At 58.6% G+C, this 17,578-nt stretch carries 15 protein-coding genes and 1 tRNA gene; 6 read left to right on the forward strand and 10 right to left on the reverse strand.

All coding sequences use genetic code 11. From position 1 onward, the window contains the following. Positions 1-84: 84 nt before the first annotated feature. Both ftsH and SynA1562_RS06370 read left to right on the forward strand, forming a co-directional pair. Entirely contained in the window at positions 85-1,884 is a 1,800-nt protein-coding gene (ftsH, locus tag SynA1562_RS06365) for an ATP-dependent zinc metalloprotease FtsH (protein ID WP_186495218.1), read from the forward strand. A gap of 44 nt (positions 1,885-1,928) precedes the next feature. Continuing rightward, positions 1,929-4,625: a UPF0182 family protein gene (locus tag SynA1562_RS06370; RefSeq protein ID WP_255445776.1), complete on the forward strand. Its 2,697-nt coding sequence runs from the start codon at positions 1,929-1,931 to the stop codon at positions 4,623-4,625. Between the two features lie 36 nt (positions 4,626-4,661). On the opposite strand, the gene SynA1562_RS06375 is transcribed toward SynA1562_RS06370, so the two are convergent. After that, positions 4,662-5,264: a peroxiredoxin gene (locus SynA1562_RS06375; protein WP_038554956.1), complete on the reverse strand. Its 603-nt coding sequence runs from the start codon at positions 5,262-5,264 to the stop codon at positions 4,662-4,664. 118 nt (positions 5,265-5,382) lie between these two features. Here SynA1562_RS06375 and SynA1562_RS06380 point away from each other — a divergent pair, with 118 nt between their 5' ends. Both SynA1562_RS06380 and SynA1562_RS06385 read left to right on the forward strand, forming a co-directional pair. Then, on the forward strand, positions 5,383-5,691 hold the full coding sequence (locus SynA1562_RS06380; protein WP_186495220.1) for a hypothetical protein: 309 nt from the start codon (positions 5,383-5,385) through the stop codon (positions 5,689-5,691). A 47-nt stretch (positions 5,692-5,738) separates the two neighbouring features. Further along, a tRNA-Met gene (locus SynA1562_RS06385) sits at positions 5,739-5,812 on the forward strand. A gap of 63 nt (positions 5,813-5,875) precedes the next feature. On the opposite strand, the gene SynA1562_RS06390 is transcribed toward SynA1562_RS06385, so the two are convergent. The 6 genes from SynA1562_RS06390 to SynA1562_RS06415 form a co-directional block, all read right to left on the reverse strand. Further along, the gene (locus tag SynA1562_RS06390; RefSeq protein ID WP_186495221.1) at positions 5,876-6,925 is read right to left on the reverse strand and encodes a M23 family metallopeptidase; all 1,050 of its coding nucleotides are present in this window, start codon (positions 6,923-6,925) and stop codon (positions 5,876-5,878) included. A gap of 72 nt (positions 6,926-6,997) precedes the next feature. Then, positions 6,998-7,489, reverse strand: a complete 492-nt coding sequence (locus SynA1562_RS06395; protein ID WP_186495222.1) for a tRNA (cytidine(34)-2'-O)-methyltransferase — start codon at positions 7,487-7,489, stop codon at positions 6,998-7,000. Next, positions 7,486-8,070 carry a bifunctional adenosylcobinamide kinase/adenosylcobinamide-phosphate guanylyltransferase gene (gene cobU / locus SynA1562_RS06400; RefSeq protein ID WP_186495223.1) on the reverse strand — a complete coding sequence of 195 codons (585 nt, stop codon included), beginning with the start codon at positions 8,068-8,070 and terminating at the stop codon, positions 7,486-7,488. The genes SynA1562_RS06395 and cobU overlap by 4 nt, the downstream gene beginning before the upstream one ends. Beyond that, complete coding sequence (gene pxcA / locus SynA1562_RS06405; RefSeq protein ID WP_186495224.1) at positions 8,057-9,205, reverse strand: proton extrusion protein PcxA; 1,149 nt, start codon at positions 9,203-9,205, stop codon at positions 8,057-8,059. The genes cobU and pxcA overlap by 14 nt, the downstream gene beginning before the upstream one ends. Before the next feature lie 13 nt (positions 9,206-9,218). After that, positions 9,219-9,890: a photosystem II repair protein Psb32 gene (gene psb32 / locus SynA1562_RS06410; protein WP_186495225.1), complete on the reverse strand. Its 672-nt coding sequence runs from the start codon at positions 9,888-9,890 to the stop codon at positions 9,219-9,221. A gap of 33 nt (positions 9,891-9,923) precedes the next feature. Further along, entirely contained in the window at positions 9,924-10,331 is a 408-nt protein-coding gene (locus tag SynA1562_RS06415; RefSeq protein ID WP_186495226.1) for a tellurite resistance TerB family protein, read from the reverse strand. A gap of 62 nt (positions 10,332-10,393) precedes the next feature. Between SynA1562_RS06415 and SynA1562_RS06420 the strand changes: the two genes are divergently transcribed. Then, positions 10,394-11,044 carry a cofactor assembly of complex C subunit B gene (locus tag SynA1562_RS06420; protein ID WP_186495227.1) on the forward strand — a complete coding sequence of 217 codons (651 nt, stop codon included), beginning with the start codon at positions 10,394-10,396 and terminating at the stop codon, positions 11,042-11,044. Here the strand turns inward: SynA1562_RS06420 and lptC are convergent. Further along, a complete protein-coding gene (gene lptC / locus SynA1562_RS06425; RefSeq protein WP_186495228.1) occupies positions 10,989-12,155 on the reverse strand; it encodes an LPS export ABC transporter periplasmic protein LptC in 1,167 nt (388 codons plus the stop codon). The genes SynA1562_RS06420 and lptC overlap by 56 nt on opposite strands. After that, entirely contained in the window at positions 12,142-13,686 is a 1,545-nt protein-coding gene (locus tag SynA1562_RS06430; protein ID WP_186495229.1) for a methionine--tRNA ligase, read from the reverse strand. The genes lptC and SynA1562_RS06430 overlap by 14 nt, the downstream gene beginning before the upstream one ends. An 86-nt stretch (positions 13,687-13,772) precedes the next feature. Between SynA1562_RS06430 and SynA1562_RS06435 the strand changes: the two genes are divergently transcribed. Then, positions 13,773-15,560: an FAD-dependent oxidoreductase gene (locus tag SynA1562_RS06435; RefSeq protein WP_186495230.1), complete on the forward strand. Its 1,788-nt coding sequence runs from the start codon at positions 13,773-13,775 to the stop codon at positions 15,558-15,560. Here SynA1562_RS06435 and SynA1562_RS06440 read toward each other — a convergent pair. Next, positions 15,548-17,578 carry a ribonuclease catalytic domain-containing protein gene (locus SynA1562_RS06440; protein ID WP_186495231.1) on the reverse strand — a complete coding sequence of 677 codons (2,031 nt, stop codon included), beginning with the start codon at positions 17,576-17,578 and terminating at the stop codon, positions 15,548-15,550. The two genes, SynA1562_RS06435 and SynA1562_RS06440, sit on opposite strands and share 13 nt — an antisense overlap.

Consider the following 17,578-nt stretch of genomic DNA (forward strand, 5'->3'; position numbering starts at 1 on the left):
GCCTGGTGGATTTCCAAACCGAGATTGTCTCGTTTGGAACCCCCTTGCGTCAAATCGCTAGGCTCCGTGCAGCGCAGCGTTGACGTGGCACCAGGTTCGGACGACTCCAGTGTTTCCGCGGCCCCTCAGAAGGCTCAACCTTCTTCGATTCAGGGTTTTTGGACGAAGCAGGACACGGTGAGTTACTCCACCCTGCTGAAAGATATCGATGCGAAAGAGATCAAACAGTTGGATCTTGTGCCCGGTCAACGGGAGGTAAGAGTCCAATACAACGATGGCCGACGGATCATCGTTCCCGTTTTCGCCAACGACAACCAAATCCTTCGGGCTGCCGAGAGTTCCGGCACGCCGCTGACGGTCGTTGACATACGCCGCGAACAGGCAGGACGCGAACTGGCGGGAACCCTGATGTTGGTTCTGCTGGTGGTGGTCGGCTTGTCGTTTCTGCTGAAGCGTTCGGCTCAAATGGCGAACAGAGCTCTTGGGTTTGGGCGCAGTCAACCTCGCTTGAAACCCCAGGAAGACCTTCAGCTCCGTTTTGAGGATGTTGCCGGCATTAACGATGCGCGGCTTGAACTTGAGGAGGTGGTCACGTTTCTCAAACAGCCCGAGGCCTTCATCCGCCTCGGCGCCAAGATCCCTCGGGGCGTGCTGCTTGTGGGCCCCCCTGGTACCGGGAAAACGCTTCTTGCCAAGGCGATTGCAGGAGAGGCGGGTGTGCCGTTCTTCTCCATCGCTGCCTCTGAGTTTGTTGAGCTGTTCGTGGGTGTTGGTGCGAGCAGGGTTCGCGATCTGTTCCGCCAGGCCAAGGAAAAGTCCCCCTGCATCGTTTTCATCGACGAGATCGATGCCGTCGGTCGTCAACGCGGGGCTGGCATCGGCGGCGGCAACGATGAACGGGAGCAAACCCTCAACCAACTCCTGACGGAGATGGACGGTTTTGAGGAGAACTCCGGTGTGATCCTCCTGGCGGCTACCAATCGCGCCGACGTGCTCGACGCCGCACTGTTGCGTCCAGGACGCTTCGATCGCCGCATTGATGTGGGCCTTCCCGATCGCCGAGGTCGCGAGGCCATTCTCGCCGTGCATGCGAGAACTCGTCCCCTCGATGACGCAGTTTCGCTGTCGGATTGGGCGAGCCGCACTCCGGGGTTTTCAGGGGCTGACCTCGCCAATCTGCTTAACGAAGCAGCCATCCTCACGGCCCGCCAGAACATGCTCCGCATCGGTGAATTTCAGCTGGAGGGAGCCCTGGAGCGGATCACCATGGGCCTGAGCAATCGCCCCTTGCAGGACAGCGCCAAGAAACGGCTGATCGCTTATCACGAGGTTGGTCATGCTCTGGTGGCAAGTTTGCTGCCGGCTGCCAACGCAGTGGACAAAGTCACGATTCTTCCCCGTGGGGGTGCCGGTGGTTACACCCGCTTCATGCCCGACGAGGAGGTGCTGGATTCCGGGTTGATCACGCGGTCGTCTTGTCTGGCTGACCTGGTTGTCGCCCTTGGTGGGCGGGCCGCTGAGCAGGTGGTGTTTGGATCGCTTGAAATCACCCAGGGCGCCAGTGGCGATCTCCAGATGGTGGCGCAACTCGCACGGGAAATGGTGACCCGTTTTGGCTTTTCCAACCTCGGCCCCATGGCACTGGAGGGACCAGGCACGGAGGTGTTTCTGGGGCGCGATTGGTTCAATCAGCGGCCGGGCTATGCCGAATCCACAGGTCAAGCCATTGATTCTCAAGTACGCCAGCTCGCCAAAAACGCTCTTGCACAAGCCATTGCCCTTCTGGAGCCTCGCCGCGAGTTGATGGATCAACTGGTGGACGTTTTGATCGCTGAGGAAACAATCGACGGTGATCGGTTCCGAGACATCGCTGGCCTCCCATGAGACGCCTCCTCCTTCTGCTGCCGCTGGTTGTTGTTGCAGCGCGGATGCAGATCGAGTGGCTCTGGTTCGATCAGTTCAATTTGGCCAATGTGCTTTTAGAGCGCTGGCTTCTTCAGCTTTTGTTGGCGGGGGTGGCAATGCTGCCGTTGCTTGCAGCCCGGGCCTGGTCCAGACAATTCAGACAACAGAGGCTGACGTCCTCCCAGGGGATCAGCCTTCGTGGATGGCCGTACGGAATCGCCCTGCTGATCTGCGCTGGTGTGGTGCTGATCAGTGCACTGCTGACGCTGGATCTTTTGGCGTTGGCCATCCGTGATCCATTTCAACTCGGGGATTGGCAGTCAAACGTATGGCCTCACAACCGAATCGGCTCAGTTGTGAAGCTCGTCCAAGTTGGGGGGATTGGCCTGGCGATGGCCTGGCTGCGTTTGAGGCCTTGGTTGGGCCGGATTGTTGCTGCGTCGTGGGTTGTTGTCGTCAGCCGCGCCTGGGGAATCTGGTCGCTGGCTCTCTGGATTCCTGATGAATCCACGAAAGACCCCTTGCTCGGAACGGATTTGAGCTTCGGCTTGGGGCGTTTTGCCGGAGTGCATCTGGCCCTGGACCTGCTGCTCTTGGGCGCCGCGTTCACCCTCGTGTTTGAGCTCTGGCGGGTTCTGGCGAGTTCACAAGCCATCTCTGACTGGGCCAGTCCGGCCTTTTCACCGCGACAGATTCGGTTGATCCGGTTGCTTTCGGCGCTTCTGCTGCTCGGAGCAGCAGGACTGGTGTGGTTATCGAGGCACCAGCTCCTGTGGACTCAACACGGCCTGGTGGCAGGGGCTGGATGGTTGCAGGCCCACATGACCCTTCCGTTGCGTGGTTTCGCCACACTGCTGCTGGTGCTGATGGGGTTGGCGCTTCTGTTGCCCTGTCAGCGACGGCTGCGTCAATTCCTTGCACTGGCCTTGGCGACGCTCGTCCTGCTGGAGACGGTGGCAACACCGCTGACGCGCTGGCTCGTAGTGCGTCCCAGGGAGTTTGCTTTACAAGAGCGCTATCTAAAAAATGCCATTGAGGCCACGCAATGGGGCTTCCAGTTGGATCAAATCAAGAGTCAAGTCGATGACCCCTCAAGGTTCAGTCCGACTGATCGTGAGGAAGGAGCCAGCACGCTTGAAAATGTCCGCATCTGGGACAGCGGTCCCCTGCTGGAAGCAAACCGTCAGCTGCAACAGCTGAGGGTCTACTACCGCTTTTCCAACGCAGCCGTTGACCGCTATCCGTTGAATCAAGACAGCGATTCATCCCAGCAGGTGATTGTCTCGGCCCGCGAGTTGGATCAATCCGCATTGCCACGTCGTTCCAAAACCTGGCAAAACCGCCATTTCATCTTCACCCACGGCTACGGCTTCACCGTCAGTCCGGTGAATGAACGCAGAGACGATGGTCTCCCCTCCTATTTCATCAAAGGGCTTGGCACAGAAACAAAAATCGCTGGAAATCCAGCGCTGGGTATTGAACGATCGGAGGTTGAGGAAGAAATTCCCGTCGGTGACGCAGCGCTCTATTACGGGATGCTTCCTTCCCCCTATGCCATTGCTCCAACAGATATAGCGGAATTCGATTACCCCGAAGGCGACATCAATGTGATGACGCATTATCAGGGATCGGGCGGCGTGCCGATTGGAACCTGGCTTCAACGTTGCTCAGCAGCCTTTTATCTTCGTGAACCTCGATTGCTGTTTACAAACGCGATCAATGCTGATTCCAAACTGCTGATCCGGCGTGATGTGCGCAGTCGCGTTAAAGCGATCGCACCCTTCATTGATTTTCGCGGTGAACCTTACTTGATCTCAATTCCCGATGCTCAGCAGGGTTCCATTAATACGATCAACCAGAATTCAAATCAACGCCAGCAACATCAGTATTGGGTCGTTGAGGGTTACACCCACAGCCCAACTCTGGCCTATAGCGCAGCAGTCTCGCCAGACGATTCTGATCGATATTTAAGAAACTCGGTAAAAGCCATCGTCGATGCCTACAACGGCAGCATTCGTTTTTTCATATCAGAGCCTGAGGATCCGATTGTGAATGCCTGGATTCGCGGCTTCCCCGATTTATTTGAACCAATGCAGACGATGCCACGTCTTGTTCGTGATCACCGCAGAGTTCCTGAAGATTTCTTCAATGTTCAGGTGAATCAGCTCAAGCGGTATCACGTAGACGATCCTCAAATCTTCTACAACGGGGATGATGTTTGGCAGGTTCCCAGTGAAATCTATGGGGGGCAAAAAATTAACGTTGAGCCATATCACATCACAGCCCAAGTCCAAGGCAACGACAGCTCAGAATTTCTTCTGCTCCAACCGCTGACCCCCCTGGCTCGTCCGAATCTCACAGCCTGGTTGGTGGCTCGAAACGACGGCGACCACTACGGTGAATTAGAACTTATCGATTTTCCTAAAGACAAAATCATCCTTGGCCCGGAGCAAGTTCAGGCGCTGATTCATCAGGATCCAGACGTGAGCGAGCAGTTTGGCCTTTGGGATCAGGACGACCTCGAGCTCGTGCAAGGCAATCTTCTTGTGCTTCCCGTTGGTTCAGGACTGCTGTATGTGGAACCGGTGTATCTGCGCACCAGGAAGGTTGGGCTGCCCTCGCTGGCCAGGATTGTTGTGAGTGACGGTCGGTTGGTCGCCATGGACCAGGACCTCAATCTCGCTTTGGATCAACTCATGAAAAAAGCCCCACCCGTTTGACGGGCAGGGCAAAAACTGAATGATTTGATCGAACGATCAGCCGATGGCGGAGAAGTATTCCTTTGAACCCTTGGGATCAGGCTTCATGGTCTTTTCACCAGGAGTCCAGTTGGCCGGGCAAACCTCATCGGGGTTGGACTGCACGTACTGGAAGGCCTGCAGAACCCGCAGGGTCTCATCCACGTTGCGGCCAACAGGCAGGTTGTTGATGGTGGCATGCATGATCACACCATCGGGGTCGATGATGAACAGACCACGAAGGGCAACACCCTCAGCGTCATCGAGAACATTGTAGGCCGTGGAAATTTCCTTCTTCAGGTCGGCAACGAGGGGATAGTTGATATCGCCCAGGCCACCCTGATTCCGAGGGGTCTGGATCCAAGCCAGGTGACTGAACTGGCTGTCCACCGAAACGCCGAGAACCTCGGTGTTCTTGCTGGAGAAATCAGCGTAGCGGTCGCTGAAAGCCGTGATTTCAGTCGGGCAAACGAAGGTGAAATCCAGTGGATAGAAGAACAGCACCACGTACTTGCCCCGATACTGGGACAGGGTGACTTCCTTGAACTCCTGGTCCACCACTGCGGTGGCTGTGAAATCAGGGGCCTGCTGGCCCACACGCAAGCAACCGGTGTCGGTCATGTTCGGGAGGTGAATGAGTGAGCTGAATGCCGCCGACTTAACACGTAGTCGATCCGACTTCCAGTATCAGGATTGAACCTATCACGACCATAGCCATCCGTCGCCATAAACTCAGTTGATGACTGACCAACTCACGAGCTGGGATCCTGCGCTCCTGCGCAAGTTCAGTTCAACAGGACATTTCCGTCTGCTGAACCAACTGAAAGGAGATCTGCGCAAGAAACCCCTGGACCGAGACCAGCGCACTGGCCAGCTGAGGAGCCTGGGTGGGAATCGCGGCGCTACCCGGCGTTCGATGCCAACGAGGCACGTCGAGCCGGCACCGCAACCCGCACCGGCAGTGGTTGTTGAGACCTTGGTTCAGCCCACCAATGAAGAACAGCCGAAATCCTTCCGAGACCGCCTCAATGCCATCGACATGCGCTGAGGCTGAACCCTTGAGATGTATGATGAGCACTGGCCTGAAGGGCCTGCGTCAGAGTAGCTCAGCTGGTTAGAGCACAGGATTCATAACCCTGAGGTCGGGAGTTCAAGTCTCCCCTCTGACATTCATTGTTCCGAGTTGTCGAACAAACAGCTCGCGACTGGTTTGGTCAAGAAAAACGATTTATTCAGGCCTTTCGTGCCGGCAGCTTGACCAAGGGATTGAGTGCGGCGCCACCAGCGCGACGGATTTCGAAGTGAAGGTGAGGTCCGGTACTACGTCCGGTGCTTCCCATCAGTGAAATGCGAGCCCCGCGAGGAACAACCTGTCCTTTTTTGACGAGAAGGCGGCTGTTGTGGGCATAACGCGTGGATTCACCATCACTGTGAGCAATTTCAACCAGGTAGCCGTAGGCACCGCTCCAGCCGGAATAGGAGACGATCCCATCTCGTGCTGCAACGACAGGAGTTCCGGTGTTGTTGGCGATATCAATGCCCTTGTGCATACGGCCCCAACGCCATCCGTAACCAGAGGTGAAAACACCCTTGGTTGGCCACTGGTAACCCACGATCGGTGGTTTGAGGCTGTCGGGTTGATCCGCCATCGGGAGAAGCGTGTGCTCAGGCCAAGCAGCACCTCCACTCAGGAGCGGACGAACAGCAAGCAGGGACTGGCCGGAAGAAGCCTGGGCAACCTGAAGTTCCCGACCAACCGTCAGAGCACTGACTTCAAGCCCTGGGTTCCAGGTCTTGAGCTGCTCTTGGGTGACGCCGTGGCGCTTGAGGAAGGCAGCCAGGGAATCACCTTTCTGGATCTTCGCAAGGGTGCCAACCGGTGGAGGGGCGGCAACTGGAAGCGTCTGACGCTCACTGCTCAGCTTGAGTGACGACAACGTCACAGCAACAACCCGGGCAGAACGAGGCAGGGAGAGCCAACTCTCTTTCTCGAAAACGTGGGAAGAAGGCACGTTGTTCAACGCGGCCAGCTCCTCTCGATCGAGTTTGAACAGTTCGGCAAAACGCCTCAGCGACGTTTCGCGAACAACCTTGAACCAAACCGGATTTGTAGGTTCGGCTTTGCTTACAACAGTGTTGGTTTTCGAAGGATCGAGAGCTGGGAGCGGGGGCAGCTCAGCAAGCTCAAAGGTGGCGTTATCGGCAATTCCGGGCAAAGAGGCCCACAAACCCAAGGACAGCACAGGGCTTATAGCAGCTGCTAGAGCAAGCGGTGCGCGCATGAAAACCCTTAGACGCGTTGAAGGTAACGAGCCGAACATCCCGGCGCAAGGGGGATTGGAGCAGTGATGGGATCACCACAACCGCAACTGCTGACCAGCCACGTAGGTGACCAGAGCGCAGGCCACGGAAAGGTTGAGGCTGCGTACGCCACCCTGGCCAGCGTCATCAGCTGCTCCAGGCATGGGGATCGTGAGAATGCTGTCGCAGGCATCACGTACCGGTTCCGGAAGCCCCGTGTCTTCCCGGCCAAACAGCAGCACATCGCCGCGTTGGAACGTGAACGAAGTCAGCGAGGAACCACCGCGACGGCTGCAGCCGATCAACCTCTGCTCTGGACGCAGCCTGGCTTGAAACTCAGGGAAGTTCGAAGCAATCGAGAGCTGCACATGGGGCCAGTAATCAAGGCCGGCACGGCGCACGCTGCGATCATCCACCTTGAAGCCAAGGGGCTCAATCAGGGTCAACGGAATCCTGAAGGCCGCCGAGGTGCGAGCGATATTGCCGGTGTTCGGTGGAATCTGGGGCTCGAACAGGGCGATCCGCAGGGGTGAGATCTCAGTCATGGCACCTCATGGCCAAGGCCATGAAGGTCCAGAGCGCGACCTTGGAGAACGAGCCAGGCGCCGTCGGCGACGCGATCAAGCGCTTGGGCCAAACTTCCGAGACGATCCCGGAACAATCCACCAATGCGTGTTGGGGGAACAACCCCCCACCCTGTCTCTTCGATCACCAGAACGAACGTGCAGTGGGATGACCTGATCGTGGCGATCAGTCGTTCACAGAGCTGATACCACTCCGATGCAGTGAGTTCCAGGTGGTGGGCAACAAAGCCACCGAGTGCATCAATCAGGACAGATTGCCCCGGAGCCAGGTTGTCGATGACGTTCACCAGCTCGTCTCCGGATTCAGCCACACTCCAGTGGTCGGGTCGACGCTTCCGGTGGGCCTCCAGTCGGATCTGCCAATCACGGTCATCCGGCCGGGTGGCGGCCGTGGCGATGTAGGTCACAACGGGGTGGTGATGCAAGAGATGCTCAGCCCACCGGCTCTTTCCACTGCGGGCCGGTCCACTCACGAGAATCAAGCGGCTGGTCTGGCCTGCAACGGCGGGCTCCAAATGGAACGTGGAATCACCCACCACCATTCATCCCCTTCAGCGTTGCGACGGACGATGGAGACACACGGTTGAGATATCTGAAAATCCAGTACTTGAAAATCGTCGCCAACACCACGGGGAATGTTGCGATGAAGAGATTGACGAAGCTCTGGCTGGAGGGAAGGCCGAAATGGTCAGCAACCCCATCCAGCAGCACCGACCAACCTTCGGGGCTGTGGTAACCCACAAAGATGTCTGTGAACAAGATGATGGCGAAGGCCTTGGCGGAATCACTCAGCCCATAGACAGCCTCATCCACAAATCCTCGAAGAACCCTTAGTTCATCACGGCTCATCAAACAGACCACAGCAAAGGCGATCAGGCCGGCCAAATCGGCAAAGACGTTTTTGATTGCTTTGAGACTTTCCTCATCGGCATCGTGCTTGAGCTCGGTCGCTTTTTCCGTGAGTTTGTTGCGCAGTTCTGCATCATCGAGGGGCTCCACACCCTTGAGAAAGGCATCGAACTCAAGCTCCTGTTTGTATAAACGAAGCTTCTTTGCTGCTTTTTCTTCCAGTTGCGGCTTGGGGTAACTCAAGAAAGGCAATTCGGGTGAGAACTGATTCACCGCAGGGGAAATCAGATAAGTCCCCGAAATTTGCGACACCAACAAAGGGACCAGTACCAGAAGCAACAACACCCTCAGTGAGATCAGCGTTGTGTCACGCCGGCGTCGAAAACCGGCGACGACGCTGTCTTCGGTGGAGGGGTCAAGCTGAAGTCGAATGCTGTCAAAGACACCCAGGAGTGAGCGGGGCAAGGCATCCGGTGAACGGCTGATCGAAGGCGAACTGGTGGATCGTCTGGATCCATAGCGGCTGACGATGGATTCAATCAGTTGGAGTTGACGCAGCTCCTGAGAATCCAGCTGACCTCTCTGATCTGAGAGTTTGGCTGCTGAACTGCGGCAGATCGACAGAGCGGTTTTGAAGCGGCGCAGAATCGTTGCCTGCACCGAGCGAGGAACCGAGAGTTTGAGCTCCGGACGGATCTGTCGGTCGCCGTAATACTCGAGTTCAAGGCTTTGAATCAGCAGAGCCGCGTCGTAACCACGCTCAAGATCACCAGACAGTTCAACGGATTGACTGGTGCTGAACAGGTTGATCCAGTTACGGCGGCTCATCGCAGTCGTTCAATCAGCGGGAGAACACCCACCAGGTGGCCATCGGAATGATGGTGCCAAGCACCAGCAGAATGATCACCCACTTGGTGGCATCGCTTTCAGCCGTTTCAGCCTTGGTGGGGATGTTTGTGGGAAGAGTGACCCGTTCGATCTCCTTCGGAGGGCCGGGATCTTCCCCACCCGAAAGGACGGTTGAAAGGCGGGTCAGCCCATCAACAGAGGCCTGGCGGTAACGATCTCCCTCCCGAAGAGGCACAGTCATCGTTGTGCGAGCTGTGCTTTTGAGCAGGCTGGACGGCAGCTGTGCTTCGAGCTCCTGATTGGCAACCACAGCGGATCGCTTGTTGGAGGTCTCGATCAGCATCAACAACAAAGGATTACCGCTGGGGGAGCTCCAGGTCTCGAGGAGATCCTCGCCGAAGCTGTTCAAGCTGATGCCGTAATCCAAACGCCGCAGCGTGATCAATCGGGCATCCACCCGTTGATCCTCAAAACTGCGCAATTTCGCTTCCAATTCACCACGGCTGGCGCGGCTGAGCACGTCTGCATCGTCGATCACCAGTGCATCCGGCAGGCTTCCACCCAGAGCAGCAGGGGAGATCGCCAGGCTGGCAGGGGCCCAGAGAAGAAGGCAGATCCCGAAACTGAACAGGCTGGCCAACAGGCGTCGGACGGAACGGGACATCCCTTCAAGCGTTATGACCACCTCAGTCTGCCGTCAGCTGTCCAGCATGTCGCGGTTTAACGCAGCAATTGCCTCGACAACCATGCGGGCATCGTTGTCGGGCATCGTCATCTGACGGGTGAGCTGGTCCAGTAGGTCGGTTTCCTCCGCTGTGATCTTGCGGTCGGCATGCACAAGATGTGCTGCCACCGCCAGGGCCGACTGCTGCTGGTTTTGATTGAGTTGCGGCAAGGCGGAGCTGATCAAGCCTTGAACACCCTGCTCCCGCAACAGTTGCAGCAAACGATCGAATAATTCACCCATCGCTGCTTCAGAGCTGTCGTTGTAAAGCGATCGGTACTCCAGCTGACAGCGCAGGGCATGGGCTTCATCCCGCCCCAGCTTTCCGTCACAAGCAACGGCAGCAAGGGCAATGGCGGCAAAAGCCTCGGGGGTCGTCATGGCAGGGACGCACATGTCCGTATTTGAGCAGGATGATTGCGTTCTGACAGCACCCTTTGTTGATGCCAGGTCCCGCCCGTGCCGTTCTGATCTGCGCGCTCCTGCTGCTGGGTCTAACCGTGACCAATGCGGGCGTGGCGGAGACCGTAACTCCCGAGCTGCAAAGGGCAGAGGTTGTGGCAGGGATGGCATCAGTCGGGCTCATGCTTGTCGCGGTGCTCTGGACACGAGCCAATCCCAGATCAGCGGAGAAGGTTCCGTTGAAGGGAGACCAGGGACTCGTGATGACGGATCAGTTCAACGCGGTTCAGAAACAGGAGCTAGCCTGGGGCAGCCACATGCTGCTGACAGCGACGCCAGCGGCTTCCGTGCTGGTGCTCTGGCGGGATCAGATTGTGCTGCGTCGCGGCTTGATCAGTCAGGAACTGTTCGAGCCAGGGGCGATCACCAAGCGGGCCATGGAGCGTGAGCAAACCATCTCCCTTGTGAACACCACACTCTTTCCGGGACGGGCGGAATTCGACGCGATCTTGCCGTCACTTCCTGCCGTTGTTGTATGCCCCATGGGAAACGAGGGGGCCGTGATCGTGGGGGGCTGGTCGCCCCGATGTTTCACCCGCTCAGATGAACGATGGCTGGAGGGCTGGACCCAGCGCCTTAGAACGACACTCGCGGACGACGCGCTTTCTCCTGTGCCGCCGGACTCAATTTGATCGTGGATTCAACCCGTGCTCCGGATTGGCCGAAGCGAATCTCACCGTCCTCAGAGATCTTGGCTTCCATGCGTGAAGCCCGTGTGATCTGCTCGGGGTTCGTCCGCCGAAGAACCACATCCCCATCGGCCACAACCCGTTCACGGCGCCAGTTCCAGGCACAGCGCCGGGCTGCCAGAGTTTCCGTCTTCTGCTGCATTCGGCAGCCACTGGAAATAATCACAGTGCCAGTGCGCTCATCAAGCTTGAACCCTGTGCCCTGCACTTTGCTGTTTTTCAGATCGGCCTCAACGGGTTGATCGGATTGCAGTTGCTTCTCTGAAAACAACCAGCGCGTCCGACCGGCAGTGATACGGCCGCGGTCTCCTTCGAGCTCAAGCGTGACCGGTTGTTGTAAGTCGAGGTACCCCTCGCGGGTGTTGCCACTTAGCCCAGAAGCGCTGAGTGTGCGGCCATCAGTGCGGGAGGCCTCCACCGGCCCAGGCGCCTGCATCAAACCGCTCTTTAGATTCCAGCTCCCGCTGCCACCCCGCACCACAGTGGAAGCAGCACTTGTTTGATCAACACGGTTCAGCTGGGTTGGGCCGCTGAATACAAGCAACTCGCTGTCCTGTTGAAACGTCAGCTCGCGAGAGCGAATTTGCGTCTGGCCATCATTGGCCTTGGGCCGTTGATTGATCACCATCCGCGATTGCGATGGCGTCCAAATAAGGTTGTCTCCCTCGATCGTCAGCCCCCGTTGGTTTAACTGCCGCAGCTGAACCGACCCTTCCAGCACAACGAGCTCACCATCCCGCAACACCGTGGCGAGATCGGCCGTAATTTTGTATCTGGGTTGATCGTTTTGATAAAGGAGGCCTTCGGGACGTCGCGCACGGATGGTTCGACTGCTGAGGTCGTAACGCGCCTCGGGGCTGGTTAGATCCCAGTCGCGATCTCCGTTGTCGGCACGCTGACTCAGATCCAGCGATCGGAACACGAAGGACGGCGTCGGTGCAACTGCCATCGGTCTGCGGGGACTGCAAGCAGCCATCAATGCACTCGCCACAAGGGCTGCTGTCAGACCACAACGCGACAAGCGACCCAGCATGCTTTGTTCAGAGCGGTTCATCCAGTTCCAACCGCTGCATTACCGGAGTTGGCTTGGGCAGGGCAGAACCGCTGCACAGCCTGCCCCAATTCAGCTGATTCGACCAGTTGTTTGGATCCAAATTCTCCCCGAGTTGGGACAGGATCCGCTCGCTGAGATCGGGAAGCAGCGGGGCAAGCAGGAGCCCAACGATGCGGGTGGTTTCCAGCACAGCGAACAAATCCTCGGCCACGCCTGCCTCTTGGCCGGGTTCCTTCATGCGACTCCAGGGAGCCGTGTCATTGAGATGACCGTTCGCCGCAATGGCTAGCTGAAGAATCGATTCGGCCGCGGTCTTGAACGCGAGCTGATGCATCGCCTCCATCACCATGCTGACAGTTTCCGCAGCCTTGAGGGCCAGCGGATGGTCAGCCCCTGAGGCTGCTCCTGCGGGGGGAACGCCGTCATCGAACCACTTGCGGGCCATGGACGAGGTGCGGTTCAGCAGGTTGCCGATGGTGTTGGCCAGGTCGTTGTTGACCAGATCCACAAAGCGTTGTTGCTGGAAATCTCCGTCGTCTCCGAATTGGATGTCGCGCAGGAGATACCAACGAACGGCATCGGTGCCGCATCGCTCCAGCAACAGCTCCGGATCGAGCACATTGCCCAGGGACTTACCCATTTTCTGCCCCTCCCGGGTCAGGAAGCCATGGCCGAACACCTTTTGCGGCACCGGTAGTCCTGCAGACATGCACATGGCCGGCCAGAACACGGCATGGAAGCGAAGAATGTCCTTGCCGATCACATGCACGGAGGCAGGCCAGCCACAGGAGGCAAGCCGATCCAGCGATACCGCTTCACCGTCATCCAGAAGTGCTGTGAGATAGCCCAGCAGGGCATCAAACCAGACGTAGAAGGTGTGCCCGGGATGGTCGGGAACAGGAAGTCCCCAGGACACATTCACCCGTGAAATGGAGAAGTCGCGCAGGCCTTGGGCGACGAAATTGCGCACTTCCTGGCGTCTGCTGGCAGGGGAGATGAAGTCGTCAAGAGCCACCAACTCTTCAATGGCGGATTGATAGCGGGAGAGACGGAAGAAGAGGTTCTCCTCATCGCGCCATTCCAACGGCTTGCGGTGGATCGGACAGGAGGGCGACTCCGCCTCGGCCGGATCGTCCTTGTATTCCTCGCAATCGACGCAGTACCAGCCCGTTTGTTTGCCGACAACGATGTCGCCGGATGCCTTGACCCGTTCATAGAACTCCCCCACCAACTCCAGGTGACGCGGGTTGGTGGTGCGCACGAAGCGATCTTCGGAAATTCCCCACTGATTCCACAGATCGCGGTAGCGGCTGCTGACGCGATCGCAGTGGTCTTGGGGGCTCAGCTGCTGACGTTCTGCGGTGCGTTGAATCTTCTGGCCATGCTCATCAACGCCGGTCACGAAGGTCACCTTCTCCCCCAGGAGCCGCTCGAAACGAGCCAGGGCGTCACAGGCCAAGGTGGTGTAGGTGCTGCCCAGGTGGGGACGGTCGTTGACGTAATAGAGCGGAGTCGTAAGGGTGTAGGGCATCAGAAAAGTTCGAACTCCGCTGCACCGCAGCGACGACAGACTCTAACGAGCATGCCCAACACGCTCCACGCCAACCCCCCCTCGCAATGACGCATCGCGACGTGGTGGTTTGGGGTGGTGGTTGCGGGGGCGTCGCTGCTGCACTGCAGAGCGCGAGATCAGGAGCAGAAACGGCACTGTTCACCCCTGGGCGCTGGCTCGGGGGCATGGTGAGTTCGGCAGGAGTTTGCGCGCCGGATGGCCATGAACTGACCTGTTGGCAAACCGGGATCTGGGGCGCCTTTCTGCGGCAGCTGGAGCTTGAGGAGCCGAGCGGGCTTGACCACAACTGGGTGAGTTGTTTCGGATACAGGCCGCAAACGGCCGAACGGATCCTGCAACGCTGGGTGGCAGCCGAGCCCAGGCTGGAGTGGCGTCCCCACTGCCGCTTGGAGCAGGTTCACGGCCAGCAGGGACGCCTCCACTCCCTGGAGATCCTCAGCGTGAAAGGCGTTGAAACTTTCTCAGCCGATGTGTTTGTGGATGGCAGCGACCTGGGAGATCTGCTTGCCCTGTCGTCGGTTCCCTGCCGCTGGGGTTGGGAAGCCAAGGAGATGTGGGATGAACCCAGCGCCCCCGATCAGTCCCGGCTCGAGAGCGACGCATTCTTTGAACAGCAACCGATTCAGTCACCCACCTGGGTGGTGATGGGTCAGTTGCGTGGGGAACTCGCTCCGCAGCGTGCCGCTGGGATCCCGCGGTTTCCATTTGATCGGAGCACCGACAGCTTCGGCCTCGAGAAAACCATCACCTATGGCCGTCTGCCCAGCGGCCTGGTCATGCTGAATTGGCCCCTGGAGGGCAACGACTGGCACAACGGCCTCGATCGATGCCTCAGCGCTGATGGTCAGGTTCGTGCGGAGCTGGACCAGGAGATGCAGCGGCACAGCAAGGATTTCCTGGCGGCGCTGGAGGAATGCAGCGACGGTTGGATCACTGCCGGCAACGCCTTTCCGGGTGAAGACCCCAGCCTGGCGTTGATGCCTTACTGGCGGGAAGGTCGGAGGCTGATGGGTCGATCAACGGTCACGGAACGTGACCTCCTGCCGATGTCCAGAGGAGCCCTGCGGGGACCGCTCCCGATCGATGCCCAGGGACGCTGCACCAGCATCGCTGTGGGCACTTATGCCAATGACCATCACTACCCGGGTGAGGACTGGCCCCTCGCACCGAAAAGTGTGCGTTGGGGTGGACGTTGGAGCGGTACGCCCTTCTGCATCCCCTTCGATGCCTTGATCTCAGACTCGATCCCCAACCTTGTGATGGCGGATAAAGGCTTCAGCGTCAGCCACATGGCCAATGGAGCCACGCGGTTGCAGCCTTTGATCCTCAATCTGGGCCAGGTGGCGGGTCTGGCGGCGGCCATGGCCGTTCGCCAGAGCTGTGACCTTGGCGATCTTGAAGTTGAGTCGATCCAGTCAGCCCTGATCCACGAGCCCAAGGCCCCTGCAGCAGTTCTCCCGATCTGGGACTGGCCGCACTGGCATCCGCACTGGGTCACGGCACAGGAGCAGGGCTTGGCTCAGCCTGAACACCTGGACGCCATGGGCTGCCTTTCAGGTTCTGAGGCCAGCATGCTGATGCCTCCTGGCATGAACCAGGCGCCACACCAGTCCCATGAGGTCGGTCTCAGTGGCGTGCTCACAGGCAACCTCCAGGAGGGCTACCAGCTGCAGACCTCTGAAGGGATCTGGCCTCTGATCACCCTGGAACCGGCGATCCATCACTGGCTATCCGAACAGGATCACTCGGGCCAAACCCTGAACCTCCGCGGCATCAAAAACCCCTGGGGGCCTTGGGTCCGGGTCACCGGGGTTCTGGATCAAGCCAACTGAAGCTGAAGCTCACCGCGTACCGGGTCAGCACGACCCACCTTGAGTTCAAGAACGTCGCCAGGGGAAGGGTCGTCTGCAGAAACACAACCCACCAAATCCATGGCCAGATCGCTCACATGAACCAGGGCCAAGCGATCCTGCGGGCGCAACCAGCGCAGGAACACGGCCGTCCAGACGGTGTTGTGATGCTCGGCGAACCACACCTGCTGCCAGTGACGCTGATCCTCCCGGCTGATCTGAATGGATTGGCGCAATGGATCATCAAGATCGTCAATCACTTCCCCAAGACGCTCTTCATCCATCGGTTCAAGCGCCGACAGCTGGGCAATGATCTGCCGGTGGGCGATGAGATCGGCGTAGCGTCGAATCGGTGACGTCGCCTGCACATAGGCCTCAAGGCCGAGACTGAAATGGGGCATGGCCCGCGTACCCTGCACGCCACGGCTCAAGCAGCGCTTGATCGCCGCATCACGGGCTGGTCCCTCGGGGATTCGATCGAGTTCATCGCTTGAGGGCAGCTCCGCCGCAGGCTGACTGCGGAACGGCAGAGGCAGGTTGTGCTCTTGCCCAAAGCTGGCCACAACAGCACCCATCAGCAGCATCGCTTCACTCACCATTAGGCGCGACGGTGACGGGTCAATCACCTGCAGCGTCAAGGACCCATCGCTGCGGCGGAAGCGCCCTTCAGGCCGGTCAAACATCACGGCTCGTTTGGAGCGTCGCCAGCGCATGCGCTGCATCAACAGTCCCGAAAGATCCGAAAGGGCCTCATCTCCTGGAGGTGCCAACTCGATCAGCTCGTCGCCATCGCCGTACGTGAGGCCATAGCGGGGTCGTATCCAGCTGCGAGCAATCCGTTGCTCCACCACAGCACCATCGGCATCGAGGTGAACAGCCACACTCAGGGCTGCACAGCGCTGCCCAGCTCGAAGGCTGAGGGGACCGGCAGCCAGTTCCAGAGGGAGCATGGGCATCACACCCTCCGCCAGATACAAGCTTGTGGCCCGACGTCTGGCTTCCTGATCCAGGGGGGAGTCAATGTCGATCAGACGGCTGGGATCAGCGATGTGGATCCAGATCCAATTGACGCCATCACGACTCTCCAGCGAGAGCGCATCATCAATTTCGCGGGTGCCTGCATCGTCCAGGCTGTAGGTGGCCAGGTGGGTGAGGTCGATGCGTTGCTCATCCCCAGGCAGTTCTTCTTCCGAAAGAGCAACAAGGCGATTCGCTTCCTCCACCAGATCAGAGGGAAAACGGCGCGACCAGACGCTGCCTCTCAGGCCAATGGGCTCGTTGGGATCGAGCAACTCACGCACGATCAACCACTGCCGCAAATCGGCGGCATCCGATCCAATCGACAACGCTGCCGACCACTGCTGGAGATCAAGATCGGAACCCACCGCAGCGGGATTGTCTTTCAGCAACTGAATCCAGTGGCTGAAGCGCTCATCCCAAACCGGGTCCAGTTCCAGGCGTTCATCGTCGCTGAGGGCTCGCTCAGCTCGAAGTAACGCGAGCTGTCGTTGTTGATGCTGTTGCGCCTGCCGCTCAGCTCGGCGTTGGCGCCGCAGGCTGTCCCTTTCCTCGCGGGGGAGCGGTTGGATCAGACGGTCGCGACGCCAGCGGAACAGCTGTTGGTTCCCATGAAGCCAGGCCCACAACGCTGCCAGCCCAGCGAGGTTGAACGGGGTTAACACCAACTCGCCAAACTCCCAGAGACTTAATCGAGCCAATCCCCCCGGTTGATCCGTTTCCAACAGCTGCCAAGCCTCCACGACGGCCCGTGCTGATGGAGCGCTGTCCTGCACCTGCTCAGGAGCCGGTAAAGCACTGTTCTCGAAGCGATGCTCGGGATCAATGGCAATCAGGTCGCGCAGGGGCAGGCCCTGGTCACGACGTTGACCACCAAAAGAAAGAACCGCCTTACTGCCCTTGATGGACAGAAGACGGCCGAATAGAGGAGAACCCTTGAGAACAACCGCGACGGTGTCTCCGGGTTGGATTGAGTTGTTCAA

Origin of the sequence: Synechococcus sp. A15-62 (assembly GCF_014280075.1) — a bacterium.
GTDB lineage: Bacteria > Cyanobacteriota > Cyanobacteriia > PCC-6307 > Cyanobiaceae > Parasynechococcus.